This window comes from Inquilinus sp. YAF38 (assembly GCF_052113205.1).
Taxonomy (GTDB): Bacteria; Pseudomonadota; Alphaproteobacteria; order DSM-16000; family Inquilinaceae; genus Inquilinus.
Window position 1 is genome coordinate 1 of sequence record NZ_JBFRCU010000099.1, and the last position, 25,128, is coordinate 25,128.

Below are 25,128 nucleotides of genomic sequence, written 5' to 3' on the forward strand. Positions count from 1 at the left end.
ACAACCCGGCGGTGCCGTTCACCAACAACGAAGCCGAGCGCGATGCCCGGATGATGAAACTCCGACAGAAAATCTCCGGCGGGTTCCGCACATCTCAAGGCGCAGACAACTTCGCCACGCTCCGCACCCTCATCGGCACCGCTCGAAAGCGCGGATGGAACCTGCTCGAAACACTGTCATCCTGCCCAACACAACTCATCCATAACCTCAACTCCGCCTAATCACGCCTGCACCTGGGCAGTTACCGCTACGCTCGCAATGACGGTTCTTTCATAACCCACGCTCTCACGCGGCGGCGATCACCTCGATCTCGACCAGCCAGTCCGGCGACAGGGTCTGTGCCACCAGGGCCGTGGTCGGCACGACATGGCCATCGAGCGCGGCGATGCGGGCGGCCTGATTGGCCTCGGCATAGGCCGGGTCGCACAGATAGCTGGTGATCCGGACGATGTTGCGCATGGTCATGTTGGCGCTGGCCAGGATGGTGCGGATGTTCGACCAGATCAGCGCCAGCTGCGCGTCCAGCGTCGCACCGGGCACGCCCTGCGCATCCAACCCCATGGTGCCGGCGACATAGAGGATCCGGTCCGGCTGCCGCACCTCCAGCGCATGGATGTAGTCGGGCGTCGCCGGATAGATGCCGTCGGTCGGATTGCGCGGAATGGTCTGCATGAGTCCCCCCTTTTCGCTTGGGCCCGGAGCGGCCATGGCTTGACAGCAGGGGAGCCGGCTTCCGACACTCCGCCCGCCTGGAGAATACAGGAAGACGGCGGAGGCTGAAGCATGAGTGAGGAGAGCCGGCTGACCGGCGGGCCGGACTATCGGCCGCTGGACGAGGCCTCGATCCGGCCCTATCTCGCCACGCTGCCGGCGATCCGCGACCGGCTGGGCGGCGACCCGGCCGGCTGGCAGGTCACCGAGGTCGGCGACGGCAATCTGAACCTGGTGTTCATCGTCCGCGGCACCGCCGGCGGCATCGTGGTCAAGCAGGCCCTGCCCTATGTCCGGCTGGTCGGCGACAGCTGGCCGCTGCCGCTGGACCGCGCCTGGTACGAATGGCATGCGCTGTCCGAGCAGGCGAGCCACGTGCCGCACCTGCTGCCGAAGCTTTTCCATTTCGACCCGGCCATGGCGCTGATCGTGATGGAGTGGCTGACGCCGCACATCATCCTGCGCAAGGGGCTGATCGCCGGCACCCGCTATCCGCTGCTGGCCGGGCATATGGCGGAGTTCCTGGCCCAGACGCTGTTCAAGACCTCGGACCTGCACGCACCCGCGGCGGAGAAGAAGGCCAAGATGGCGCCGTTCTGCGGCAACACGGCGCTGTGCAAAATCACCGAAGACCTGGTCTTCACTGACCCCTACCGCATCGCGAAGCTGAACCGCTGGACCACGCCGCAGCTGGACGGCATTGCCGCCGAGTTCCGGGCCGACGCCGCCACCAAGGTGGCGGTGCAGGAGCTGAAATGGGCCTTCCTGACCCGGGCCGAGGCGCTGCTGCATGGCGACCTGCACACCGGGTCTATCATGGTGACGGAGACCGACAGCCGCGCCATCGACCCGGAATTCGCCTTCTATGGCCCGATGGGCTTCGATGTCGGCGCCCTGCTGGCCAATTTCTTCCTGGCGTATTTTGCGCAGGCGGGACACGCGACGGCGGAGGATGACCGGGCCGACTATCGCAGCTGGCTGCTGGTCCAGGCCGAGGCGATCTGGACCGGGTTCCAGAAGCGCTTCCTGGAGCTGTGGCGGGCCGAGGGCACCGGCGACGCCTTCGACCGCGGCCTGTTCGCCGATGGCGACGGCGCCCTGGCGCTGGACGCGTACCGCAAGGCCACCATGGCCCGGCTGTTCCGCGACACGGTCGGCTTCGCCGGCGCCAAGATGGTCCGCCGCATCCTGGGGCTGGCCCATGTCGCCGACCTCGAGACCATCGCCGACCCGGACCGGCGCGCCGCCTGCGAGACCAAGGCGCTGCGCCTGGCCCGCGCCTTCCTGGTCGAACGCGACCGCTTCACCGGCCCGGCCGATCTGCGCCACGCGGCCGAAACCGTCTTCCGTGAGGGCTGAGCCATGAAGATCGACGGAACCCCGTACCGCACCATCTGGCCGGCCGAGGATGGCTGGGGCGTCGTCATCATCGACCAGACCAAGCTGCCGCACGGCTTCGAGACGGTGGTGCTGGAGAGCGAGGACCAGGCGGCCCACGCCATCCGCAGCATGCAGGTGCGCGGAGCTCCGCTGATCGGCGCCACCGGCGCCTACGGCCTGGCGCTGGCGCTGCGGGCCGACCCGTCCGACGCCGGGCTGGCCGGTGCCTATGATCGCCTCCTGGCCACCCGCCCGACCGCGGTCAACCTGCGCTGGGCGCTGGACGATGTGCGCGGCCGGGTGGCGGCCCTGAAGCCGGCGGAGCGGGCGGCGGCCGCCTATCGCCGCGCCGCCGAGATCTGCGACGACGACGTCGCCACCTGCCGCGCCATCGGCGAGCACGGCCTGGCCGTGTTCCGCGAGATCTGGGAGCGCAAGGGCCGGCCCGAGCGCCTCAATGTGCTGACCCATTGCAATGCCGGCTGGCTGGCCACGGTCGACTGGGGCACCGCCCTGGCGCCGATCTACCTGGCGCATGACAGCGGCCTGCCCGTCCATGTCTGGGTCGACGAGACCCGGCCGCGCAACCAGGGCGCCAGCATCACCGCCTTCGAGCTCGGCCGCCACGGTGTCCCGCACACGGTGATCGCCGACAATGTCGGCGGCCATCTGATGCAGCACGGCATGGTCGACCTGTGCATCGTCGGCACCGACCGCACCACCGCGACCGGCGATGTCTGCAACAAGATCGGCACCTATCTGAAGGCGCTGGCGGCGCATGACAACGGCGTGCCGTTCTATGTCGCCCTGCCCTACACCACGATCGACTGGACCCTGACCGACGGCATCCGCCAGATCGAGATCGAGCAGCGCGATGCGCGCGAGCTGAGCGACATCACCGGCCGCACCGCGGATGGCCGGCTGGAGACGGTCGGCATCCTGCCGGAGGGCAGCGCCGCCGCGAACTGGGCCTTCGACGTCACCCCGGCACGCTACGTCACCGGCCTGATCACCGAGCGCGGCGTCTGCCCCGCCAGCCGCGAAGGCCTGGCCGGGCTGTATCCTGACCGGGCGGCTTGAGAGTGCTCGTTGCCTCTCCCGTTTACGGGAGAGGTCGGAGACGCGAAGCGGCTCCGGGTGAGGGCTCTTTGTCGAGGCCCGGGCCAGCCCTCACCCGGTCGTCCTGCGGACGCCCGACCTCTCCCGCCAGGCGGGAGAGGCAACGCGGTGATCTGATCAATGTCGGTGCAACAACCAACCAAAAGCATGGAGAGCTTCATGTCACGTTTCCTGAGCGCCACCGCGCTGGCGCTGGTGCTGGCGGCCGGGGCGGCGTCGGCCGAGGACAAGACGCTGGTCTATTGCTCCGAAGGCAGCCCGGAGAACTTCAACCCGCAGATCAACACCACCGGCACCAGCCTCGACGCCTCGGTGCCGGTCTATGACGGGCTGGTGGCGTTCGAGCGCGGCGGCACCAAGGTGGTGCCGGCCTTGGCCGAATCCTGGGACGTGTCCGACGACGGCACGGTCTACACCTTCCATCTGCGGCGCGGCGTGAAGTGGCATTCGAACGAGAAGTTCACCCCGACGCGCGACTTCAACGCCGACGACGTGCTGTTCTCGTTCAACCGGATGTGGAAGGACGACAGCCCGTATCACAAGGTCTCCGGCGGGTCGTACGACTACTTCGGCGACATGGGCATGCCGACGCTGCTGAAGGCGGTCGACAAGGTCGACGACACCACCGTCCGCTTCACCCTGACCAAGCCGGAAGCCCCCTTCATCGCCGACATGGCGATGAACTTCGCCCAGATCCTGTCGGCGGAATATGCCGATGCGATGATGAAGGCCGGCACGCCGGAGGATGTCGACCAGATCCCGATCGGCACCGGGCCGTTCCACTTCGTGCAGTACCTGCCGGACGCGATCATCCGCTACAAGGCCTTCGACCAGGCCTGGAGCGGCAGGGAGAAGATCGACAACCTGGTCTTCGCCATCACCCCCGACGCCTCGGTCCGCTACGCCAAGCTGAAGGCCAATGAGTGCCAGGTGATCCCGTCGCCGAACCCGGCCGACCTGGCGGCGATGCAGCAGGACCCGGCGGTGACGGTGATCGGCCAGCCCGGCCTGAACACCGGCTATCTGGCCTTCAACGTCCTGAAGAAGCCGTTCGACGACGTGCGGGTGCGCCGCGCCATCAACATGGCGGTGAACAAGCAGGCGATCCTGGACGCCGTCTATCGCGGCACCGGCCAGGCGGCGAAGAACCCGATCCCGCCGACCATCTGGTCCTACAATGACAGCATCCAGGACTATCCCTACGACCCCGAGGCCGCGAAGAAGCTGCTGGCCGAGGCCGGCCTGGCGAATGGCTTCGACACCGACCTCTGGGCCATGCCGGTGCAGCGCCCCTACAACCCGAACGCCCGGCGCATCGCCGAGCTGATGCAGGAGGACCTGCTCAAGGTCGGGATCAAGGCCCAGATCGTGTCGTATGAATGGGGCGAGTACCGCAAGCGGGCGCAGGCCGGCGAGCACCAGATGGCGCAGCTGGGCTGGGGCGGCGACAATGGCGACCCGGACAATTTCTTCGCCAATCTGCTGGGCTGCGATGCGGCGCGCGAAGGGGGCGGAAATATCGCGAAGTGGTGCGACAAGGACTTCGAGAATCTCATCCAGAAAGCCAAGGTCACCGCCGACCAGGCCGAGCGCACCAAGCTGTATGAGCAGGCCCAGGTGATCTTCCACGACCAGGTGCCGTGGCTGCCGATCGCCCATTCGGTCGAGTACCAGGCGATCCGCAAGGAGGTGCTGAACTATGTCATCACCCCGGTGCGCATTCACGACTTCCGCGGCGTCGATATCCAGGAGTAGTCTCCCCCGCAACCGAACCCATCTAGGGAGAGAACCCCATGTCCCGCTTCCTGTCCGCCACGGCGATGGCGCTTGTCCTCGCCGCGGGGATGGCGGCGTCGGCCGAGGCCAAGACGCTGGTTTATTGCTCCGAGGGCAGCCCGGAGAACTTCAACCCGCAGATCAACACCACCGGCACCAGCTTCGACGCGGCGCTGCCGGTCTATGACGGGCTGGTCGCCTTCGAGAAGGGCACCACCAAGGTGGTGCCGGCGCTGGCCGAATCCTGGGACGTGTCGGATGACGGCATGGTCTACACCTTCCACCTGCGCAAGGGCGTCAAGTTCCACTCCAGCGAGACCTTCACGCCGACGCGCGACTTCAACGCCGACGACGTGCTGTTCTCATTCAACCGGATGTGGAAGGACGACAGCCCGTACCACAAGGTGTCCGGCGGCTCGTACGACTATTTCGGCGACATGGGCATGCCGACGCTGCTGAAGGCGATCGACAAGGTCGACGACAACACGGTGAAGTTCACGCTGAACAAGCCCGAGGCGCCGTTCATCGCCAACATGGCGATGAACTTCGCGTCGATCCTGTCGGCCGAATATGCCGACGCGATGATGAAGGCGGGGACTCCGGAGCAGGTCGACCAGGTGCCGATCGGCACCGGGCCGTTCCAGTTCGTGCAGTACCAGCCGGACGCGCTGATCCGTTACAAGGCCTTCACCCAGGCCTGGAGCGGCCGCGAGAAGATCGACAACCTGGTCTTCGCCATCACGCCGGACGCTGCGGTGCGCTACGCCAAGCTGCAGGCCGGCGAATGCCACGTCATGCCGTATCCGAACCCGGCCGACCTGCCGGCGATGGAGAAGGACCCGAACCTCAACGTGCTGAGCCAGCCGGGCCTGAACACCGGTTACCTGGCCTTCAACGTCACCAAGAAGCCGTTCGACGACGTCCGCGTGCGCCAGGCCGTCAACATGGCGGTGAACAAGCAGGCGATCCTGGAGGCGGTGTACCAGGGCACCGGCCAGGCGGCGAAGAACCCGATCCCGCCGACGATCTGGTCCTACAACGACAGCATCCAGGACTACAAATACGACCCCGAGGCGGCGAAGAAGCTGCTGGCCGATGCCGGCCTGTCGAATGGCTTCGAGAGCGACCTGTGGGCGATGCCGGTGCAGCGCCCGTACAACCCGAACGCCCAGCGCATCGCCGAGCTGATGCAGGAGGACCTGGCCAAGGTCGGGATCAAGACCAAGATCGTGTCGTTCGAATGGGGTGAATACCGCAAGCGCACCCAGGCCGGCGAGCACCAGATGGCGCAGATGGGCTGGTCGGGCGACAATGGCGACCCGGACAACTTCTTCGCCAACCTGCTGGGCTGCGATGCGGCGCGGGAAGGCGGGTCGAACATCTCGAAATGGTGCGATCAGGATTTCGAGAAGCTCATTCAAACCGCCAAGGCTACGGCCGACCAAGCCGAGCGTACCAAGCTGTACGAGCAGGCCCAGGTGATCTTCCACGACCAAGCGCCTTGGCTGCCGATCGCCCATTCGGTGGTCTATGAGCCGATCCGTAAGGAAGTCACCGGCTACAAGATCATCCCGGTCGGGCTGCACGATTTCCGCGGCGTCGACATCGCCGAGTAATCCGAGCCGAGCAACAAACGGCCAGGAAAGTCCTCCGCGACTTTCCTGGCCGTCCGTTTTCCGGCCGACGGGTCTTCGAACCGTCGGCCCGCCGCCGGAAACCACGGTTTTTGCACGGAAATCCCGCCGTATCGCGTGAAACGATTCTTATCCTCCCGGCGTAACCGGCCAGTTGACATCACCCCCGCCCCCTGCGGTAATCCCGTACAACCCACGGTTTGGGCAATACAGCTATGCGGCAAGCCCGGCCGAAGGACCACCATTGGGGGAGAGTTTCATGTCGCGTTTCCTGTCCGCCACGGCGATGGCGCTTGTCCTCGTCGCGGGGGCGGCGGTGTCCGCCGAGGCCAAGACATTGGTCTATTGCTCCGAGGGCAGCCCGGAGAATTTCAATCCGCAGATTAACACCACCGGCACCAGCTTCGACGCGTCCGGCCCGATCTACGACCATCTGGTCGAATTCACCAAGGGCAGCACCAAGACCGAGCCCGGCCTGGCCGAGTCCTGGGACATTTCGGACGACGGCACGGTGTACACCTTCCACCTCCGCAAGGGGGTGAAGTGGCATTCGAACGACAAGTTCACGCCGACCCGCGAGTTCAACGCCGACGACGTGCTGTTCACCTTCAACCGGATGTGGAAGGACGACAGCCCGTACCACAAGGTGTCGGGCGGGTCGTATGACTATTTCAACGACATGGGCTTCGACAAGCTGCTGAAGTCGATCGACAAGGTCGACGACCACACGGTGAAGGTCACCCTGACCCGGCCGGAGGCGCCGTTCCTGGCCGACCTGGCCATGGAGTTCTCGTCGATCCTGTCGGCCGAATATGCCGATGCGATGATGAAGGCCGGCACGCCGGAGCAGGTCGACCAGGTGCCGATCGGCACCGGATCCTTCCAGTTCGTGCAGTACCAGCCGGACGCGCTGATCCGCTACAAGGCCTTCGAGGGGGCCTGGAGCGGCAAGGAGAAGATCGACAACCTGGTCTTCGCCATCACCCCGGACGCGGCAGTGCGCTACGCCAAGCTGAAGGCCGGCGAGTGCCACGTCATGCCGTATCCGAACCCGGCCGACGTGCCGGCGATGCAGAAGGACCCGGCGCTGAACGTGCTGACCCAGCCGGGCCTGAACACCGGCTACCTGGCCTTCAACGTCACCAAGAAGCCGTTCGACGACGTGCGCGTGCGCCAGGCCGTCAACATGGCGGTGAACAAGCAGGCGATCCTCGACGCCGTTTACCAGGGCGCGGGCCAGGCGGCGAAGAACCCGATCCCGCCGACCATCTGGTCCTACAACGACAGCATCCAGGAGTATAAGTACGACCCCGAGGCGGCGAAGAAGCTGCTGGCCGAGGCCGGCTATCCGAACGGCTTCGAGACCGACCTGTGGGCGATGCCGGTGCAGCGCCCGTACAACCCGAACGCCCAGCGCATCGCCGAGTTGATGCAGTCCGATCTCGAGAAGCTGGGGATCAAGACCAAGATCGTCAGCTACGAGTGGGGCGAATACCGGAAGCGGGCCCAGGCCGGCGAGCACCAGATGGCACAGCTGGGCTGGACCGGCGATAACGGCGACCCCGACAACTTCCTGAACAACCTGCTGGGTTGCGATGGAGCGCGTGAGGGCGGCTCGAATATTTCAAAGTGGTGCAACAAGGATTTCGAGGCGCTGATCCAGAAGGCCAAGTCGATCTCCGACCAGGCCGAGCGCACCAAGCTGTATGAGCAGGCGCAGGTGATCTTCCACGACCAGGCGCCGTGGCTGCCGATCGCGCATTCGGTGGTGTTCGAGCCGACCCGCAAGGAGGTCACGGGCTACAAGGTCAGCCCGTTCGGCCGCCACGACTTCAGCGGCGTCGACATCACCGAATAAAGCGAGGTAAGGGGGAGCCGGGCGGGGGAGCAGGGGGATGCTCCTCCGCCCGCGTCTTTTCCGGCCCGGCATCCGTTATCCGATGGCATCATGTTCCGCTTCATCCTGACCCGCGTCGCCATGGCGATGATCACCTTCCTGGGGATCACCGCCCTCAGCTTCTTCCTGATCCGGGCGGTGCCCGGCGATCCCGTCCAGGTGCGGGCCGGCGAACGCGGCGTCACGCCCGAGCGCCATGCCCAGCTGATGCACGAGATGGGCCTGGACCGGCCGGTGTCGGTGCAGTTCGTTTCCTATATCGGCGAGGTGCTGCAGGGCGACCTCGGCAAGTCGACACGGACGCAGCGCCCGGTCCTGAGCGAGTTCTTCAACCTGTTCCCGGCGACGCTGGAGCTCGGGATCTGCGCCATGATCTTCGCCGTGGTGCTGGGCCTGCCGGCCGGCATCCTGGCCGCCACCAACCGATCCTCCCCCATCGACCACGGCATCATGGGCGCCAGCCTGACCGGCTATTCCATGCCGATCTTCTGGTGGGGCCTGCTGCTGATCCTGATCTTCTCGGTCGGGCTCGGCTGGACTCCGGTCTCCGGCCGGATCTCGGCGATGGTGTTCGTCGAGCCGCACACCGGCTTCATGCTGATCGACAGCCTGATGTCGGACGAGAAGGGCGCCTTCATTTCGGCCCTGCGCGCCCTGATCCTGCCGACCATCGTGCTCGGCACCATCCCGCTGGCGGTGATCGCGCGCATGACCCGGTCGGCCATGCTGGAAGTGCTGAGCGAGGACTACATCCGCACCGCCCGGGCCAAGGGCCTCGGCGTCAAGCGGGTGATCGGGCTGCACGCGCTGCGCAACGCGCTGATCCCGGTGGTCACCGTGATCGGCCTGCAGGTCGGCACGCTGCTGGGCGGCGCGATCCTGACCGAGAGGGTGTTCGCCTGGCCCGGCGTCGGCAGCTGGCTGGTCGAGGCGATCAACCGCCGTGACTACCCTGCCCTTCAGGGCGGCGTGCTGCTGGTGGCCACCCTGGTGATCGTCGTCAACCTCCTGGTCGACCTGGCCTATGGCCTGCTCGACCCCCGCATCCGGCATGTGAAGTAAGCCGATGACCGCACCCAGCCTGCAAGAGACCCGGGCCCCGGCCCTGCCCGTCAAGCCGCCCGGCCCGTTCGTGGAATTCTGGCGCTCCTTCAGCGCCAACAAGGGCGCCCTGGCCGGGCTGATCGTGATCGTGCTGATCGCGCTGGTCGCGATCTTCGCCGACGTGGTCGCGCCGCATTCGCCGATCGACCAGGACCGCGCCGCCTTCCTGGTGCCGCCGTTCTGGCAGGATGGCGGCACGCTGGCCTACCCGCTGGGCACCGACGACATCGGCCGCGACATCCTCTCGCGCCTGATCCACGGGGCCAGGCTCTCCATGATGATCGGCCTGATCGTGGTGACGCTGTCGCTGGCCGTGGGCGTGCTGCTGGGGCTGGCCGCCGGCTTCTTCGGTGGGTTGGTCGATACGGCGATCATGCGGCTGCTGGACATCATGCTGGCGCTGCCCAGCCTGCTGCTGGCGATCGTCGTCGTCGCCATCCTCGGGCCCGGCCTGGTCAACGCCATGATCGCGGTGTCGATCGTCACCCTGCCGCACTATTCCCGGCTGATGCGCGCCGCGGTCTTGAGCCAGATCCGAAGGCCCTATGTCACCGCCTCGCGCGTCGCCGGCGCCGGCACCCTGCGGCTGATGTTCGCCACCATCCTGCCGAACTGCATGGCGCCGCTGATCGTGCAGGCGACGCTCGGCTTCTCCTCGGCCATCCTGGACGCCGCGGCGCTCGGCTTCCTCGGCCTCGGCGCCCAGCCGCCGACGCCGGAATGGGGCACCATGCTGGCCTCGTCGCTGCAGTTCCTGCAGCGCGCCTGGTGGGTGGTGACCTTCCCCGGCCTGGCCATCCTGATCACGGTGCTGGCCTTCAACCTGCTGGGCGACGGCCTGCGCGACGCCCTGGACCCGAGACTGAAGCGCTGACATGCCCCTGCTCGACATCCGCAACCTGACGGTCGAGTTCCCGGCCGGCAAGGGATCGTTCCGCGCCGTCTCCGGCCTCGACCTCACCATCGACCCCGGCGAGATCCTGGGCATCGTCGGCGAATCCGGCTCCGGCAAGTCGGTCACCATGCTGGCGCTGATGGGGCTGGTGGCCTTCCCCGGCAAGGTCACCGCCGACCATCTCAGCTTCGGCGGCCACGACCTCCTGAAGATGTCGGCGCGCCAGCGCCGCAAGATCATCGGCAAGGACATGGCGATGATCTTCCAGGAGCCGATGACCAGCCTGAACCCCTGCTTCACCGTCGGCTTCCAGATCATGGAGACGCTGCAGGTGCATGAGGGCGGCAGCCGCCGCGCCCGCCGCGACCGCACCATCCAGCTGCTGGCCCAGGTCGGCATCCCGGCGCCGGAGACGCGGATCGACGCCTTCCCGCACCAGCTGTCGGGCGGCATGAACCAGCGGGTGATGATCGCCATGGCGATCGCCTGCCGGCCGAAGCTCTTGATCGCCGACGAGCCGACCACGGCGCTGGACGTGACCATCCAGGCCCAGATCCTGCAGCTGCTGGCCGACCTGCAGCGCGACCAGGGCATGGCCCTCGTCCTGATCACCCACGACATGGGCGTGGTGGCCGAGACCGCCCAGCGGGTCAATGTGATGTATGCCGGCGAGCTGGTGGAGGAGCGCATGGTCGGCGGCCTGTTCGGCCGGCCGCGCCACCCCTATACCGGCGCCCTGCTGGAGGCGCTGCCGGAGCGCAGCGCCGGCCACCGCCGGCTGCCGACCATCCCTGGCGTCGTGCCCGGCCCGTATGACCGGCCGTCCGGCTGCCTGTTCAACCCGCGCTGCCGCAACGTGCTGGACCGCTGCCGGGCCCAGCACCCGGACCTGTCGCCCGACCTCGACGGGCGCACGCGCTGCTTCAACCCCCTGCAGGAGATCCGGGCGTGACGGCCGTCGTCGAAGCGCGGCAGCTGAGCCGCTTCTACGAGGTCAAGACCTCGCCCTTCAAGGCCGCCAAGACGCTGCGCGCCCTGTCCGAGATGTCGTTCACGCTGGAGGCCGGCAAGACCCTGGCCGTGGTCGGCGAGAGCGGCTGCGGCAAGTCGACCCTCGCCCGCGTCGTGACCATGATCGAGCCGCCGAGCGAGGGCGAGCTGACCATCGACGGCATCCCGGTGGCGACCGCCGACCGGGAGCAGCGCCGGCGCCTGCGCGGCGCGGTGCAGATCGTGTTCCAGGACCCCTACGGCTCGCTGAACCCGCGCAAGAAGGTCGGCGCGATCCTGGAGGAGCCGCTGAAGATCAACACCGACATGAAGTCGGCCGAGCGGCGGCAGGCGGCCGAGGCGATGCTGTCGAAGGTCGGCCTGCGGCCCGAGCATTACGACCGCTATCCGCACATGTTCTCGGGCGGGCAGCGCCAGCGCATCGCCATCGCCCGGGCGCTGATGCTGCGGCCGAAGGTGGTGGTGGCGGACGAGCCGGTCTCGGCGCTGGACGTCTCGATCCAGGCCCAGGTGCTGAACCTGCTGATGGATCTGCAGGAGGAGTTCGGCCTGGCCTATCTGTTCATCAGCCACGGCCTGTCGGTGGTGGAGCACATCGCCGACGATCTGGTGGTGATGTATCTGGGCCGGCCGGTGGAGCACGGCACCAAGGAGGCGATCTTCCGCCATCCGCGCCACCCCTACACCAAGGCGCTGCTGGCCTCGACCCCCTTCGTCGACCCGACCAAGCGGGCCGAGCGGGTGGTGCTGAAGGGCGAGCTGCCCTCGCCCTTGAACCCGCCGCCGGGCTGTGCGTTCCACCGGCGGTGCCCGTATGCCACGGATGTGTGCAGCGTGGACCGGCCGGAGCTGCGGCCGGTGGATGGGCGGGACGTGGCTTGCCATCATGCGGAGATGGTGGGGTAGCAGGCGAAGGCCGGCGACGCGGCCGGCCGCCACCGATGCATCGGCGGCCCGGTGGCCGCGCGGACGGCGTGAGCCGGCGCGGCCTGGCGCCGCAGCCCGGCCGGGGGCTACCGATGTAGCGGTGTCGTCGATCCACGAAACCGCGCTGTAACGCGGGGGGCCCGACTCTGTCGTCTCGGAGCAGACAAGGAGCCCGGCCCATGGAGAGGCTGAAGGACAAGGTGGCCCTGGTGACCGGCGGGTCGCGAGGCATCGGCGCCGCCGTCGCCAGGCGGCTGGCGCTGGAGGGAGCCGCCGTCGCCATCACCTATGCGGAATCCGCGGACAGCGCGGACGCGGTCGTCGCCGCCATCGAGGTTGATCGGGGCCGGGCCATGGCCATCCAGGCCGACAGCGGCGATGTCGACGCCGTGAAGGCCGCCGTCGCCACGACGATGAAGCGGTTCGGGCGGCTGGACGTGCTGGTCAACAACGCCGCGACCGTCCGCTTCGGGTCCATCGCCGACTATTCGCTCGAAGACCTGGACCGGATGATCGCGGTCAACATCAAGGGGCTGTTCGTCGCCACGCAGGAAGCCGTGCGCCATATGGGCGAAGGCGGCCGGGTGATCAACATCGGCAGCATCAGCAGCGAGTTCATGCCGATCGCCGGCGGCTCGGTCTACGCCATGACCAAGGCGGCGGTCGCCGGCCTGACGCACGGCCTGGCGCGGGACCTCGGCCCGCGCGGCATCACGGTCAACAATGTCCAGCCCGGCCGGGTCGACACGGAGGCGCTGCGCCTCCTCCGCCAGGGCCGGGGCGACGATCTCGCCTCCGACAAGGTGCTCCAGATGATCGCCGTGCACCGCTACGGCACCTGCGACGAGGTCGCCGGGCTGGTCGCCTATCTGGCCGGTCCGGAAGCGGCCTATGTCACCGGCGCCAGCCTGAAGATCGACGGCGGCACCTCCGCCTGACAGGCGGTTTCCGCTCGGCCTGCCAGGTGCGTCGATCGATCCCGGCCTGCTGGACTCCGCCCGTTGGGCATCGCCACCAAGGCACGGGACGCGATGTCCGGTGGCGGATCGATCCAGGTGCTGACCCTGCTGATGGAGCTGCAGGAGGAGTTCAGCCTGGCCTATCTGTTCATCAGCCATGGCCTGTCGGTGGTGGAGCACATTGCCGACGACCTGGTGGCGATGATCCGGGCCGGCCGGTGGAGCACGGCACCAGGCAAGCAATCTTCCGCCATCCACGCCGCCCCACCACCAAGGCGCTGCTGGCCTCGCCCCCTTCGTCGACCCGACCAAGCGGGCCGAGCGGGTGGTGCTGAAGGGCGAACTGCCCTCGCCCCTGAACCCGCCGCTGGGGTGTGCGTTTCACCGCAGGTGCCCGTATGCGACGGATGTGTGCCAAGCGGAGAGGCCGGAGCTGAGGGCGGTGGATGGGAGAGAGGTGGCGTGCCATCATGCGGAGATCGTGGGGTAGGGAGGGGACTAAGCGGCAGGATACCGCATTACGCACGAGAGCCCTGCCTCTACCAAGGCGGAGACTATCGCTAAAGATGCATTGTCACGCAATTTGGATTGACATTTTCCAAAAGGAGAAAGCAAATGGCGCAACTTATCTACGCCTGCCGATTTGAGATACCGGGGAAAGACAACTTAGACGCAGTCTATACATCATATCAGAATTGGTTAACATATCACTATAAGCATCGACATAGCATAACGAATTTCCAGATCGTTCTTACGAAGACTCAAGAAATTAATGACCTTCCTACCAACCATGCATTATCGACTGCGATATATTCGTCGGACACAGGCAGAGCAACTCGGGTGCGCTGGCGTTTCCCAGACGACCGAGACAGCGGACTCCTTTGGTCCAACGATATTCGCATAGGACAATTTGAAGATCGATGCAGTATTGAACACCTTATTTTTATCGATTCTGTCGAATACAGCGTCGCCCCCGCAAGACTTCTCCTAGGATCGCCCCGAGTTGTACGAGATATCTGTGCGAGGTCGCCGACATACGTCGGCGACATGCGTATTGAAGCAGCACCATACAATTTACGACAAGACGAACTTAGCTATCTTCTAACCCTTCTTTCAAGCAATCTACGCCGGTTGCCTATTGTACTTCTATCACCATACGCGCGCGGCGAGCCAAATTTGATCGACGCCGACCAGCTGGCTCGAAATCTCGCAGGGGTCGCAGTGGTAGTGCGCATCGAAGATCCCGAGGTTACATGGGACTTCGTCGACGAAGTCGGTAGACAGCTTTCCTGCTTCAACGGTGGCGCCCGTATCTACTGGCCTGGATTCTCAAAGGAGGCCGATCCACGCGGTCATAGACTATTTTTGGCCTCACGGATTGAGCAGGCGGGGCCTGCTTTAGCTTCTCGGATCATTGAACGAACGATTTTCGCCGTCGCGGCTTTCCGGTTCGTTCCAGATCAGCGAATCTCTGAGGTAATTCGAGCGGTTGAAATCGCTGATCGGCAGAGGCAGATCAATGAAAAAAAGGCCGCTGGAGACGACTTTTGGGGAGACTATGAGCGCGATCTGACACGACTCGATGAAGCCCGAGATCAGATTTTAGAACTCGAAGCCGAAAATGCGAACCTTAGAGCCAATCAGAAAATCCTTATATCGAATTTTCTGCCGCCAGACGAACCAGGAGATATACCCGACGACGAGATACTCTCATTTTCGTCGGTCCTAGAGGCTGTCCAAACCGCCGTAAAACGACACCCGAATATCGAAATATTACCTTCGGCAATAGAATCTGCCAAAACTTCACCGTTCAATAGACCATTCGATATCTACGAGGCCCTAGCCGACTTAAATGATATCGTTGACGCATGGAAAAAGCAACGATCCGACAAAGGTGCCGGCGGCGACCTTCTTCAGCATCTACGTGATCGCGGATGGGGTAAACGCAGCAGCATGCACGTCTCCGACACAACTCGCAACAAGTATATTGAGTACTATAAATTCGAATATCAGGGCACGAAGAAGCCATTTGAACCGCATATTACCATAGGTTCGGGAGACCCAAACTCATGCGCTTCTGTTCATTTTATTTTTGACCAGAAGCGAGAGAAGATAGTTATCGGTCATATCGGCAAGCATTTACCCAATACCAAGACGTAATTTTGGGTGGAATTGCGGCGACAGTGCACTTTGGTTTCCGCCCTTGCTTGGCGGGAGCGTGGGCGCGGCTACTCGGTTCGGACTATGGCTTTTTCGTATCTTTGGACGTCTCTCACAATAATTTTGTACTATCACCGTGCTCCAGATGTCGAGCCGATCCAGGAAGTCGTGGCTGACAAGCAACCTGCCGATCGGCTCGACCCGGCACGCAGGAGGCGATACGGCTGAGGTCGACGCTGCCGTCATTCGGCCGGTGACATAGCCGGCCGTTGCGCGACGGGCCAGCGGACGTCGAGCGGGACGCCGCTCACACAGGTGATGACCACGCGATCGACGACGTTCCCGGCAATGACGTCGGTACAGCCGTCCCGCTTGCGAAGTATAATCCCGACCATATATCTCTGAGGCTGAGTTCCGCCGCCGCGACGCTGGTAGATTGCAATCATTCCCGGCCGTGCATCCGAGAAACTCACCTCCGTCCCCCATTGGCGCCACGCCTCACTTCGAGGCGATTGTGGCGACGACACGTCGGCTTTCGCGACGACCCAGTTGATAAACACGCTCGCCCATGGCAATTCGATTGTTGGCGCATGCACGCTCGGGATAGCGCTCCAGTACTCGATGATCCGCATGCGCTCATCCGGCCTGCCGCGTTCGGAAGTACCGACCTCCGCCAACGCGATCGCCAGGATCGAGCGGGCTGCCCGATCGCCTATGAATGCGAGCGTCGCGAAGTCGGACGGCGTTGCGGTCCATCGCGTCCTTGACAGGGCCCCCGGCGAAGGGGGCGCCGCAGGCGACGGTTCCAGAGGGGTAGGAATGGACGCGCCACCTTCGTCCCCTGCTTCGGCCAGATCCTTCAAGCCAACCCAATCCGTCGACACGAGACTGAACCCCACCTCCTCGCCGCTCTTCTCAAATCGCAGGATCTTTTGCGCCTGTTCTTGATTGCCATTCCAATTACGACGAAAGGCGATCAAGTATGACCCCGGAAATGCTTTGATATTGAATATCCTTTTGTTCTCCTCGCGATACTCCGCCTTATAGAAGTCCGCATCGGATCCTGTGTTTCGCAACCATATTCCGTCCTTAGTGATTTCCAATGGCTCCGAAACGCTAGCCAGGACGTAGGGAGGATCGATCTTGTATTCTACGAATCGAGCGGCTTTCGCCACCCACCCCTCGCTGAGTTGATTCGCGATACCGAGCGCGACGGTGGTTCCGAGTAGATAGGCCGCGGCAGTCAGTCCCTTTGACCTTGCAACCCGCCAAATCTTCCCCCATTCAATGGCCATGACTATAACCTCTGCATATGCAGCATAAACAAAATGTCTGGCGGCCCAGAAAATGCTTTACCGGGCTGCCGCAGAATGTGCCTGCCAATATACACTCGCTTCGGTTCGCGACCTATACGAACTGCGGTGACGGCGCACCGTCATCCCGTCACACGCAGCGCCGTGGCGATCCCCGAGGCCGATGTCGCCTGGATGGCCACGCCCCTTCGGGGCTCGCCATGACGGGGGGATATTTCGGGCCGCAGGTTCACGGGCCGGCTGGTGCAGGCGCTGCTGCACCTCTGTGCTTTGCGCATTGGCGCGCGGACGCGCGCAGCCCCCTCTACCCTCCCCCTCCCGCAAGGGAAGAGGGAGAAGAATAGGGCAGGCTCCAGTGTTGCCGTATCGCCTATAGCTCCTCTGCCCGGATCGGCACCAAGGTGTCGTCGTCCTCTGCGATGCGCCCCGGCCAATTTCCCCAGATAACGCGCACCTTCATCTCCTTGCCCCGGATCCTGACACCGATTTCATCACCGACCACCGGCGGCCTTCCTTCATAACTGCTGATGGCTCTCGTGAGTTCGTCTTCTTTAACGATCTCGCCGGACTTCAAGAGTATTCGCTTTACCCAGTATGCCACGACTGCATTACCTCAGTTGTGATGGCACAGAGCCACTGTGTTGGATGACTGGGCGCTTGTATACTCCGTCAGGCTGGACAATTGCGGTGACGGCGCAGTTCCGGGGCACTCGGAGGCGATCATGGACTGGAGGAAGCAGGTGGCAACCGCCCTCGACGGGCGGCATCCCGGGCTGGGTATCGGGTCGAGCTGGGCCTCCACGCCTCATCCTCTACTCCGCCCATACGGCCGGGACTCGCCCTGCCACATGGGGATCCATCAACCCGACCTGTCCCTAATTATTCGGTCTCACGTCAGGGGGCAGTCCACCCCGGCGCGCATCATTGAAATTTGTGCCCTGTCACCTGGCCTCTCCCGCTTGCGGGAGAGGCTCGGCAAAGATGCTCATCCGGTCAGGCCCCGACGTGACCCGACCCCGATTCAGTCCGCTCTCTAGATCCTGGCGTTGACCCAGCTCCAGACGGCTCCGCTCAACCAGCCTTGATGCTCTCCCCGACGCATCCTGGAGACCAGCAGGCAATCATTGGCATCCAACTTCTTTCTCAGAAAATCGGCAACCACATCGGCCCCGTCCGTCGACGATACAAAATAGACCGAATCCAGATCTCCGTCCTTTACGTGTTCAAAACTTTCCAGATGCTTGATAAAATCGGCTCTTGCCTTGTTGTAACCGCCACTATCTTCATTTTTTTGTTTGTCTTTACCGTCTTTGATTTCCTTGGTTTCTTTGATTTCCTTGTTCTCTTTGTTCAAGTTCCACGTGACCATGAATACAGACATCGGACACCCTCCATATTCGAGATTGCACAACAATTCCGGAACCTGACAATGGCTTGATGATAGCTGTGCCGTCTTGAGCGACCAAGCGGGAAACGGGATCCTGGAGATCCGGGCCCATGCTCCATCGACATACTAGGCGGGGGCCACCAGGAGCTGCGTTAAATTGCTGTGACGGTGCCGCCGTCGCGGCGCATCCGTATTGGGCCGGCGGCCGGGAGGCCGCCCAGGCACGGGGGACCACCGGGAGGGCGATCATGGACTGGAGGAAGCAGGTGGCAACCGCGCTCGACGGCCGGCATCCCGGGCTGGGGCATCGGGTCGAGCTGGGCCTGCACGCGCTGATCCTCTATTCCGCCCTGTCGATGGGGATCGAGACCCTGCCCGGCCTGCCGGGCTGGGCCGGGACGGTGCTGGCCGCCTCGGAGATCGTCGTCGTCGCGGTGTTCACGGTCGAATACGCCCTGCGCCTCGCCACCGCCCCTGCCCCGGGCGCCTATGCGCGCAGCTTCTTCGGCATCGTCGACCTGCTGGCGATCGCCCCGTTCTATCTCGGCCTCGTCTTCGCCGGCATCGGCATCGACCTGCGCGCCGTCCGGGCGCTGCGGCTGCTGCGCCTGGTCCGGCTGCTGAAGCTGGCCCGCTACAACAGCGCCATCGACCGCCTCATCTCCGCCTGGCGCGCGGTAAAGGAGGAGATCGTCGTCTTCGGCGTGGCGGCAGTGATCGTCCTTTATGTCTGCGCGCTCGTCATCGACCAGTTCGAGCACGACGCCCAGCCCGCGAGACCGTCTGGTAATGCTACTGGCGCGGCCGTCTGACGGCAGTTTCTCCGCTTCCGGTGCTCACGGACTCAAACGTCCGCTGCGCGCCGGTTCTCGAAACCACCGCCAGCCGACTCACGCCAGCGCATTTCCAAACGGTCTCCGAGGCCTTCGCCTCGGTGTTCGACGCGATGTGGTGGGCCGCCGTGACGCTGACCACGGTCGGCTATGGCGACGTGTATCCGGTGACCCCGATCGGCAGGATCTTCACCGTGCTGATGCTGTTCGTGGCGCTGGGTATCATCGCCATACCGACCGGGCTGGTCGCATCGGCGCTGAGCGCGATCAGGGCCAAGGAAGCCGCCGCCGCGGCCGCCGAGGACCGGGAGGCACCCTAGGCACCATCCCGCGACTGACCTAGCCCAGATCGTCCGGCGCACCGGGGCTATTGATGTAAAAACAGACCGGACTACCACTTTCGGATGCCCATACAAGTATGACACGGCTGCTGACATACGTTGTTTTCTGTTCTGGATTTCACGGACATTGGACATCACCCAGAATTGTCGTAGTATTCTGATTGATCGGACATGCGAAAGCTTTAGAGGCCTGCTCAATGGAGCGGAAACTCAGCGCGATCCTCGCTGCGGATGTCGTCAGCTATTCCCGCCTCATGGAACAGGACGAGGCCGGAACCTTTGAGCGGCTACGGAGCCATCGCAAGGAGCTCTTCGAGCCTGAGATCGAAAAGCACCACGGGCGCATCTTCAAGCTTATGGGCGACGGGCTGCTGGCAGAGTTCGGCAGCGTGGTGGACGCTGTCGAATGCGCGGTGGCGCTCCAACGCGGCATGGCGGAACGCAACGCCGCGGTAGCGGACGGCCAGCGCATCAAGGTGCGAATTGGGATCAATCTCGGCGAGGTGATCGTCGAAGGGGACGACCGCTACGGCGAGGGTGTGAACATCGCGGCCCGGCTGGAGCAGATCGCGGAACCCGGCGGAGTGTTTGTTTCGGGGAAGGTCGCCAGGGAGGTCGAGAAGAAGCTTGCCTTCCGCTTCGAGCCGATGGGGGAGCAGCGTGTCAAAAACATCGTGGAGCCGATCCAGGTCTATCGGGTCGTCATGGACGGGTCCGCCAGACGGCCTTGGATCGCCTCGGCGGTGGTGCACGGCAGACGGAAGGCCTTCCGCGCCCTGGTTCTATGTTTCCTGATTGCGGTCCTCGCCGGCGCTGGAGCCTGGTATCTCTATCCGCGGACCAAGCCACCCACCGGCCCGGCGACGATCGCTGTCTTGCCGCTCGCGAATATGAGTGGAGATCCGTCGCTGCAGTATTTTGCCGATGGCACGACGGAGGACCTCATCGTCGGCCTGTCCCGCTCACCCTACATCCGCGTCGCCGCGAGGACTTCGACCGACGTCTACAAAGACAAGTCCGCTGATGCCAGGCAAATCGGCAAGGAATTGGGTGTTCGCTACATCGTCGAAGGCAGCGTCCGGAAGAGCGGCGATAAAGTTCGGATTGTTGCGCAGTTGATCGATACCACGACGGGCGAGCATGTCTGGGCGGAGCGATACGACCGCGAGGGCAGCGACCCGCTGATGCTCCAGGATGAGGTGACGACCAGGATTCTCAATACGGTCTCGGGTGAAGAAGGATTGATCCGCAAGAAAGAATATGAGGAGACCTGGGGAAAAGACAGCAGCAGCCTCGGAGAATATGACTACTACCTTCGCGGACATTATTACTACGAGCGCTTTACAAAGGAGGATAACCGACGCGCCATTCAAGCATGGGCCGAGGGGCTTGCCAGATATCCGGATTCCGCACTGCTGAAAATCAAGCTGGGCTGGGGATACGACCAGCTCTATATCGGCGGCTGGAGTACCGATCCGAAGGATCTGGAAACAGCGTTCCGTTATGCGCAGGAGGGCCTTGCGGGCAATCTCCCGCCTATCGGGAAAGGACTTGGCCACTGGCTGATGGCGGACTTGCTGGCCGTCTACAAAAAGGATTTCGACAAGGCGATGGACGAGCTCGACCTCGTCCGTCTCCTGATGCCGAACGATTTGTCGCCGATCATCGGCGAAGGGAATATTCCAGTTCAGGCCGGCAAACCGGAAATCGCGATCGCAGCGCTCAAGGACATCACGGCGCAGGACCCCGAGGCGATGTACGGCTTTGCCTTCCTCAGCTGGGCGTATTTCGCCGTCAAGGACTACGAGAAATCCATCGAGGCCGCGAAGCGGGCGCCGGAACCAATGCCGAGCTATTCGCTAGTGTTCATGGCCGCGAGCTACGCGCAGTTGGGCAGGATCGAGGAAGCTCAGGACACTGTGAAGCAGATCCTCGCCGCCATTCCTGACGCCTCGTTGGCGATGATGCGAGATCTGCATTCCAATCGCGATCAGGAGGTTCTAGAGCGCGAAATCGAAGCTCTCCGCAAGGCGGGCCTGCCGGAATCGGCTCCATCCGCCGCCATTGCAGTCCCGCCGGGCTAGGTGACGGTTCTTTGCGTTCGTAGGCGCAGTTGGACAATTGTGCCTGCCCGGCCCCGCCGCGGCGGGCTTTCCGTGCGAGGTCGAACATGACAGCAGTCGCGCCATAGGCCATTTGGGTCAAGCCGAGTTGAGTTGCGCTGACAGCGCCGTTTCCGGAACACGTCTCTCTCACGTGGAACCCGAGTTCAAATCCTGTGCGTCGGTTTTTGGCTCACGGCTTCAGCGCGGAGGGCGGCGCGAGGCTCGGGGGGTTGAGGAGGTTGCCCGGCTTGGCCGGCCTGGGGGCCGGGAGCGGCCTGACGGGAGTCACCTTCTGGGGAGGCTTTATATCCTGAACGACCGGCCGCTGGCCGCGGACCAGCGGTGGAGACCCGCCGGCCGGCCCGTTGACACAGGGAGCGCCGTCGGCATCGACGGCCTTCGGGTCCACGACGCATTGCGCGCTGGCCATCGGTGCGAAGGCCAGGACCGCGCCGGCGAAGAGCGCCAGGCGGATGAGGGGTTTCATGGCAATGACATGCGCCGGAACCGGCCGAGGTCAATGGCGCATTGCGGCACGCACCGGGCCCGGTTCGCCGTTTCGCACCCGGGCTTTGGTCGGCCCGTCTGGCAACCCGATGAGTCCGCCGCCGACGATCACACGCTGCGGCGCCGCGCCCCGCGGCAGCGGAAGAGGCGGCAGTCGCGACGGAAGCGGCTGCCGGCGCACCGGCTTGGTCCAAAAAGGGGTGAAGCCACCCCTGGTCTACACCCTACGATAGCAGTTCTCTGTCATCGAGCGCCCGTTCTCAAACCCAGCGCTCAGGCCCGGCCCGGATCTCCCCTCACCATGGTCCGGGCCGGGTTGCGCCGAAAGACACAAAAGACACGATCGGGTCCGCACTTCCCTGGCCTCCGGCTGTTGATGGAAGAGCCATCGTTGACGGGGGAGTGGGACGTGGGATCCGACGACAGACCGACGATCCTCGTGGTCGAAGACGAGTTTCTGATCTCGGTGCTGGTGGCGGACGCGCTGGGCGCGGCCGGATTCCGGATCGTCGGCCCGGTGTCGAGCCTGGCGGACGCGCTTGCCGCCGCGAGGTCCGAGGCGTTCGATGCGGCGCTGCTGGACATCCAGCTGGCGGGCGGCGAGGACGTCTATCCGGTGGCGGAGGTGCTGGCGGAGCGAGGCATCCCCTTCGCGTTCGTATCCTCCCATCCGAAGGACCAGATCGACTATCGCTTCATCGTGCGGCCCGTGCTGTCGAAGCCGTTCAGCACGGCCGACCTCCAGGCGCTGGCGGCCAGCCTGACCCGATGAGATCTCTCCGGCGCCGGGGCCCGTGCTTGCCCCGCTGGCTGATTGCTTCTCCCACTTGCGAGACCTTTTAGAATTCGATCACCTGAACCGACGTATGCTTTCCATTCTCCCCCTCCCCCCGCGGGAGCTAGGACATTCACACATCTCTCGGGTGCACTCCGATTGCCTCTCCCGCTTGCGGGAGAGGTCGGAGGCGCTTGCGCCTCCGGGTGAGGGCCAGCGGCCGCAATCCCGGGAACCAAGGCTTCAGCATCGGGAGCGATCGTCCGTTCTCTTGCGGCAAAGCCGCTCTCTCGGCAAGGCCGAGACGGCCCTCACCCGGTCTCGCTTCGCGAGCCCGACCTCTCCCGCAAGCGGGAGAGGCAATCTGCTCTCGTACTAGAAGCCTGTCCTGCCAATCTGCAGATATGTGAATGCCCTAGCCCGCGGGAGGGGGTAGGGGGAGGGGGTGTCGATGACAGGAGCCGGCGTGAAGTCGGTCAGGATTTCTGCGGGGCCGGTGGAGACGCTCAACATCGATCCCATCGGCGCCAAACCCCTCCCCCTGCCCCCCTCCCGCAAGGGGAGGGGGAGGATAAAAGGATAGGCCAGCCAAAACGGTGGCGTTCTGAAAAGGTCTCGCTTGCGGGAGAGGCAATCTGTTCACATGCCCGCCGCCGAGACCGGGAGGCATCCTCGGCGACAATCCGCGACTGCGCATGCTCAAGCCGCGCCACCTCCTGCCATATCGGCAGGCATCCGGGCACCATCATCCACAATGCTAGAGTCTGGCGCCGATCCAATCCCAGACAGCCTTGCTCAACCAGCCCTGATATCCGCCGCGGCTCATCCTGGCGACCACCAGACAGTCATTGCCGTCCAGCTTCTCTCTCAGAAAATTGCCGATTTCGTCAGCAGCGCTTGTCGTCGATATGAAATATACGGAATTTAAATCCTTGTCTTTCATGTGGTCGTAATTTTCCAATTGCTTGATAAATTCGCCCCTCGATTTATTGTAATTTTCCCCTTCCTTATTCAAATTCCATGTCACCATGAAGACAGACATCGAACACTCCTCCGCAATCAAAATGAAATAGACAATCACAATGTCGATGCTGACTTTGATCCTACCGCCTCCGTCCCGAGCGGCCAAGGGCGGAATGGGGCACCGCGATACGGCAGCACACCGGATTTGCGACAGATCTGCGGATCACCTCGCCGGCCACGGCTCGGCCACCTCGGGCGCTTCGGCCGTGTCGGCATGGACCTCGTCGCGGATCACCTTCAGCGTCACCGCCTGCAGATAGCGCCTCAGCTCGACGTTCAGCTCCCGGAACTCCGGCCACAGGATCTGGTCGAAGAAGCCTCGCGGCGCCCGCACCATCACCGTCGTCCGCCGCTGCCGCGGGTAGCGGAACGGCTGCAGCCCGTAGCGCCGGCACAGCGCCACGAACAGATGCCGCGACCATTGGTCGGGCAGCGAGACCTTCGTCTCCGCCGCCGGATCCCGGGCCTGCTGCTGCCGCAGCCGCGCCCGGATCCGCTCCAGCGCCGCCTCCGCCGCCAGCCGCTCGCCCTCGGTGCCGGCGCCGGCATGCAGCGCCTCGATCTTCCGAAGCTTCTCCCGCAGATCCGCATCCGTCGCCATCGCCGCCTTCCCTGCCGCCGCCCGGTGCCCAAGCTACCCGATGACGGCCATCCGCGACACCGGGGTGCCGGTGCCGCTCGCACTGTCGCGGCGAGCGCAAGATCCGTCAATGTTCTTTCTTTGTTCTTGACGCGATGCCGCACCGAACCGCATAATCCAGGCACAGTCGAAGAGTTGCGCCCGCCCGGCCCCGCCGCGGCGGGCTTTTTCATGCGAGGTCGGGATGAACGCTGATGTGACGGAAGGGCTGCCGCTGCGCTGGGACAATTTCGCCTGGTGCTTCGCGCATCACGCCAATGCCGCCCGCGCGGCGCGGGAGGCCGGGTTCTCACCGCGCAGCGCGGCCCAGGTCGGCTGCGAGATGCTGCAGCGGCCGCAGGTCGTGGCCCGCTGCTTCTGGTATGTGGCGCTGCTGCGGGCCGAAGGGCAGCCTCCGCCGCCGGAGGTGGTGCGCCGGCTGGGCGACATCGGCAGGGCCCGCCGCCTGCGCCGCCGCGCCGCGCGGCATGACGCCGACCACCTGCCGGCGATGGACGCCGCGTTCGTGGCATTCTGCCGCGACCAGGGGCTGAGCGCGACGGGCCTGGTGCCGGCGCCGCAGGACCCGCCGGAACCGCCCGAGACGCCGGCGCCGTGGGCGGCGGCCGGGCCGCCGCTGCCGGCCCTGCCC

At 64.5% G+C, this 25,128-nt stretch carries 24 protein-coding genes; 18 read left to right on the top strand and 6 right to left on the bottom strand.

What is annotated here, in order from left to right:
- Positions 1-221 (top strand): IS66 family transposase (locus AB4Z01_RS30550; protein ID WP_441700015.1); only part of this gene is annotated, 221 nt, incomplete at its 5' end.
- Between the two features lie 64 nt (positions 222-285).
- Here AB4Z01_RS30550 and AB4Z01_RS30555 read toward each other — a convergent pair.
- Positions 286-672 (bottom strand): RidA family protein, encoded by a 387-nt coding sequence (locus tag AB4Z01_RS30555; protein ID WP_441700017.1) that lies wholly within the window; start codon positions 670-672, stop codon positions 286-288.
- 111 nt (positions 673-783) lie between these two features.
- Here AB4Z01_RS30555 and mtnK point away from each other — a divergent pair, with 111 nt between their 5' ends.
- The 12 genes from mtnK to AB4Z01_RS30615 all read left to right on the top strand — a co-directional run bounded on the left by mtnK (position 784) and on the right by AB4Z01_RS30615 (position 15,573).
- The gene (mtnK, locus tag AB4Z01_RS30560; protein WP_441700019.1) at positions 784-2,070 is read left to right on the top strand and encodes an S-methyl-5-thioribose kinase; all 1,287 of its coding nucleotides are present in this window, start codon (positions 784-786) and stop codon (positions 2,068-2,070) included.
- 3 nt (positions 2,071-2,073) lie between these two features.
- Positions 2,074-3,171 (top strand): S-methyl-5-thioribose-1-phosphate isomerase, encoded by a 1,098-nt coding sequence (gene mtnA / locus AB4Z01_RS30565; protein ID WP_441700020.1) that lies wholly within the window; start codon positions 2,074-2,076, stop codon positions 3,169-3,171.
- A 198-nt stretch (positions 3,172-3,369) separates the two neighbouring features.
- Positions 3,370-4,965 (top strand): ABC transporter substrate-binding protein, encoded by a 1,596-nt coding sequence (locus AB4Z01_RS30570; protein WP_441700021.1) that lies wholly within the window; start codon positions 3,370-3,372, stop codon positions 4,963-4,965.
- Between the two features lie 38 nt (positions 4,966-5,003).
- Positions 5,004-6,602 carry an ABC transporter substrate-binding protein gene (locus AB4Z01_RS30575; RefSeq protein ID WP_441700023.1) on the top strand — a complete coding sequence of 533 codons (1,599 nt, stop codon included), beginning with the start codon at positions 5,004-5,006 and terminating at the stop codon, positions 6,600-6,602.
- Positions 6,603-6,879: 277 nt separating this feature from the next.
- On the top strand, positions 6,880-8,478 hold the full coding sequence (locus tag AB4Z01_RS30580; RefSeq protein WP_441700025.1) for an ABC transporter substrate-binding protein: 1,599 nt from the start codon (positions 6,880-6,882) through the stop codon (positions 8,476-8,478).
- A gap of 90 nt (positions 8,479-8,568) precedes the next feature.
- Positions 8,569-9,579: an ABC transporter permease subunit gene (locus AB4Z01_RS30585; RefSeq protein WP_441700027.1), complete on the top strand. Its 1,011-nt coding sequence runs from the start codon at positions 8,569-8,571 to the stop codon at positions 9,577-9,579.
- 4 nt (positions 9,580-9,583) lie between these two features.
- Positions 9,584-10,495, top strand: coding sequence for an ABC transporter permease subunit (locus tag AB4Z01_RS30590; protein ID WP_441700028.1), 912 nt, complete (start codon positions 9,584-9,586; stop codon positions 10,493-10,495).
- 1 nt (position 10,496) lies between these two features.
- Positions 10,497-11,468, top strand: coding sequence for an ABC transporter ATP-binding protein (locus tag AB4Z01_RS30595; RefSeq protein WP_441700030.1), 972 nt, complete (start codon positions 10,497-10,499; stop codon positions 11,466-11,468).
- Positions 11,465-12,433 (top strand): peptide ABC transporter ATP-binding protein, encoded by a 969-nt coding sequence (locus AB4Z01_RS30600; protein WP_441700032.1) that lies wholly within the window; start codon positions 11,465-11,467, stop codon positions 12,431-12,433. The genes AB4Z01_RS30595 and AB4Z01_RS30600 overlap by 4 nt, the downstream gene beginning before the upstream one ends.
- 200 nt (positions 12,434-12,633) lie before the next feature.
- A complete protein-coding gene (locus AB4Z01_RS30605; protein WP_441700033.1) occupies positions 12,634-13,392 on the top strand; it encodes a 3-oxoacyl-ACP reductase family protein in 759 nt (252 codons plus the stop codon).
- A 349-nt stretch (positions 13,393-13,741) separates the two neighbouring features.
- Entirely contained in the window at positions 13,742-13,903 is a 162-nt protein-coding gene (locus AB4Z01_RS30610) for an oligopeptide/dipeptide ABC transporter ATP-binding protein (RefSeq protein WP_441700035.1), read from the top strand.
- Positions 13,904-14,589: 686 nt separating this feature from the next.
- The gene (locus AB4Z01_RS30615) at positions 14,590-15,573 is read left to right on the top strand and encodes a hypothetical protein (RefSeq protein WP_441700037.1); all 984 of its coding nucleotides are present in this window, start codon (positions 14,590-14,592) and stop codon (positions 15,571-15,573) included.
- A 242-nt stretch (positions 15,574-15,815) separates the two neighbouring features.
- Here AB4Z01_RS30615 and AB4Z01_RS30620 read toward each other — a convergent pair whose 3' ends face one another.
- From AB4Z01_RS30620 to AB4Z01_RS30630, 3 genes are all read right to left on the bottom strand, one after another.
- Positions 15,816-16,868 carry a hypothetical protein gene (locus tag AB4Z01_RS30620; RefSeq protein ID WP_441700039.1) on the bottom strand — a complete coding sequence of 351 codons (1,053 nt, stop codon included), beginning with the start codon at positions 16,866-16,868 and terminating at the stop codon, positions 15,816-15,818.
- Between the two features lie 388 nt (positions 16,869-17,256).
- Positions 17,257-17,460, bottom strand: a complete 204-nt coding sequence (locus AB4Z01_RS30625; protein WP_441700041.1) for a hypothetical protein — start codon at positions 17,458-17,460, stop codon at positions 17,257-17,259.
- A 459-nt stretch (positions 17,461-17,919) separates the two neighbouring features.
- On the bottom strand, positions 17,920-18,267 hold the full coding sequence (locus AB4Z01_RS30630; protein ID WP_441700043.1) for a hypothetical protein: 348 nt from the start codon (positions 18,265-18,267) through the stop codon (positions 17,920-17,922).
- A 254-nt stretch (positions 18,268-18,521) separates the two neighbouring features.
- Here AB4Z01_RS30630 and AB4Z01_RS30635 point away from each other — a divergent pair, with 254 nt between their 5' ends.
- The 4 genes from AB4Z01_RS30635 (at position 18,522) to AB4Z01_RS30650 (ending at position 22,831) form a co-directional block, all read left to right on the top strand.
- A complete protein-coding gene (locus AB4Z01_RS30635) occupies positions 18,522-19,085 on the top strand; it encodes an ion transporter (RefSeq protein ID WP_441700045.1) in 564 nt (187 codons plus the stop codon).
- A 20-nt stretch (positions 19,086-19,105) separates the two neighbouring features.
- Positions 19,106-19,426 (top strand): potassium channel family protein, encoded by a 321-nt coding sequence (locus tag AB4Z01_RS30640; protein ID WP_441700046.1) that lies wholly within the window; start codon positions 19,106-19,108, stop codon positions 19,424-19,426.
- Between the two features lie 218 nt (positions 19,427-19,644).
- Positions 19,645-21,531 carry an adenylate/guanylate cyclase domain-containing protein gene (locus AB4Z01_RS30645; RefSeq protein WP_441700048.1) on the top strand — a complete coding sequence of 629 codons (1,887 nt, stop codon included), beginning with the start codon at positions 19,645-19,647 and terminating at the stop codon, positions 21,529-21,531.
- Positions 21,532-22,468: 937 nt separating this feature from the next.
- Positions 22,469-22,831, top strand: coding sequence for a response regulator (locus AB4Z01_RS30650; protein WP_441700050.1), 363 nt, complete (start codon positions 22,469-22,471; stop codon positions 22,829-22,831).
- Between the two features lie 760 nt (positions 22,832-23,591).
- Here AB4Z01_RS30650 and AB4Z01_RS30655 read toward each other — a convergent pair.
- Together AB4Z01_RS30655 and AB4Z01_RS30660 are read right to left on the bottom strand one after the other, a co-directional pair.
- Entirely contained in the window at positions 23,592-23,876 is a 285-nt protein-coding gene (locus AB4Z01_RS30655) for a hypothetical protein (RefSeq protein ID WP_441700051.1), read from the bottom strand.
- Between the two features lie 144 nt (positions 23,877-24,020).
- Positions 24,021-24,458: a hypothetical protein gene (locus AB4Z01_RS30660; protein WP_441700053.1), complete on the bottom strand. Its 438-nt coding sequence runs from the start codon at positions 24,456-24,458 to the stop codon at positions 24,021-24,023.
- A gap of 223 nt (positions 24,459-24,681) precedes the next feature.
- Here AB4Z01_RS30660 and AB4Z01_RS30665 point away from each other — a divergent pair.
- A partial coding sequence (locus tag AB4Z01_RS30665) for a hypothetical protein (protein WP_441700055.1) occupies positions 24,682-25,128 on the top strand: 447 nt, incomplete at its 3' end.

What these genes read in the sequence shown, in the direction of transcription:
- AB4Z01_RS30555 (WP_441700017.1), bottom strand. Translation starts at nt 672, where the DNA reads ATGCAGACCATTCCGCGCAATCCGACCGACGGCATCTATCCGGCGACG.
- mtnK (WP_441700019.1), top strand. Translation starts at nt 784, where the DNA reads ATGAGTGAGGAGAGCCGGCTGACCGGCGGGCCGGACTATCGGCCGCTG.
- mtnA (WP_441700020.1), top strand. Translation starts at nt 2,074, where the DNA reads ATGAAGATCGACGGAACCCCGTACCGCACCATCTGGCCGGCCGAGGAT.
- AB4Z01_RS30570 (WP_441700021.1), top strand. Translation starts at nt 3,370, where the DNA reads ATGTCACGTTTCCTGAGCGCCACCGCGCTGGCGCTGGTGCTGGCGGCC.
- AB4Z01_RS30575 (WP_441700023.1), top strand. Translation starts at nt 5,004, where the DNA reads ATGTCCCGCTTCCTGTCCGCCACGGCGATGGCGCTTGTCCTCGCCGCG.
- AB4Z01_RS30580 (WP_441700025.1), top strand. Translation starts at nt 6,880, where the DNA reads ATGTCGCGTTTCCTGTCCGCCACGGCGATGGCGCTTGTCCTCGTCGCG.
- AB4Z01_RS30585 (WP_441700027.1), top strand. Translation starts at nt 8,569, where the DNA reads ATGTTCCGCTTCATCCTGACCCGCGTCGCCATGGCGATGATCACCTTC.
- AB4Z01_RS30590 (WP_441700028.1), top strand. Translation starts at nt 9,584, where the DNA reads ATGACCGCACCCAGCCTGCAAGAGACCCGGGCCCCGGCCCTGCCCGTC.
- AB4Z01_RS30595 (WP_441700030.1), top strand. Translation starts at nt 10,497, where the DNA reads ATGCCCCTGCTCGACATCCGCAACCTGACGGTCGAGTTCCCGGCCGGC.
- AB4Z01_RS30605 (WP_441700033.1), top strand. Translation starts at nt 12,634, where the DNA reads ATGGAGAGGCTGAAGGACAAGGTGGCCCTGGTGACCGGCGGGTCGCGA.
- AB4Z01_RS30620 (WP_441700039.1), bottom strand. Translation starts at nt 16,868, where the DNA reads ATGGCCATTGAATGGGGGAAGATTTGGCGGGTTGCAAGGTCAAAGGGA.
- AB4Z01_RS30630 (WP_441700043.1), bottom strand. Translation starts at nt 18,267, where the DNA reads ATGTCTGTATTCATGGTCACGTGGAACTTGAACAAAGAGAACAAGGAA.
- AB4Z01_RS30635 (WP_441700045.1), top strand. Translation starts at nt 18,522, where the DNA reads ATGGACTGGAGGAAGCAGGTGGCAACCGCGCTCGACGGCCGGCATCCC.
- AB4Z01_RS30645 (WP_441700048.1), top strand. Translation starts at nt 19,645, where the DNA reads ATGGAGCGGAAACTCAGCGCGATCCTCGCTGCGGATGTCGTCAGCTAT.
- AB4Z01_RS30655 (WP_441700051.1), bottom strand. Translation starts at nt 23,876, where the DNA reads ATGTCTGTCTTCATGGTGACATGGAATTTGAATAAGGAAGGGGAAAAT.
- AB4Z01_RS30660 (WP_441700053.1), bottom strand. Translation starts at nt 24,458, where the DNA reads ATGGCGACGGATGCGGATCTGCGGGAGAAGCTTCGGAAGATCGAGGCG.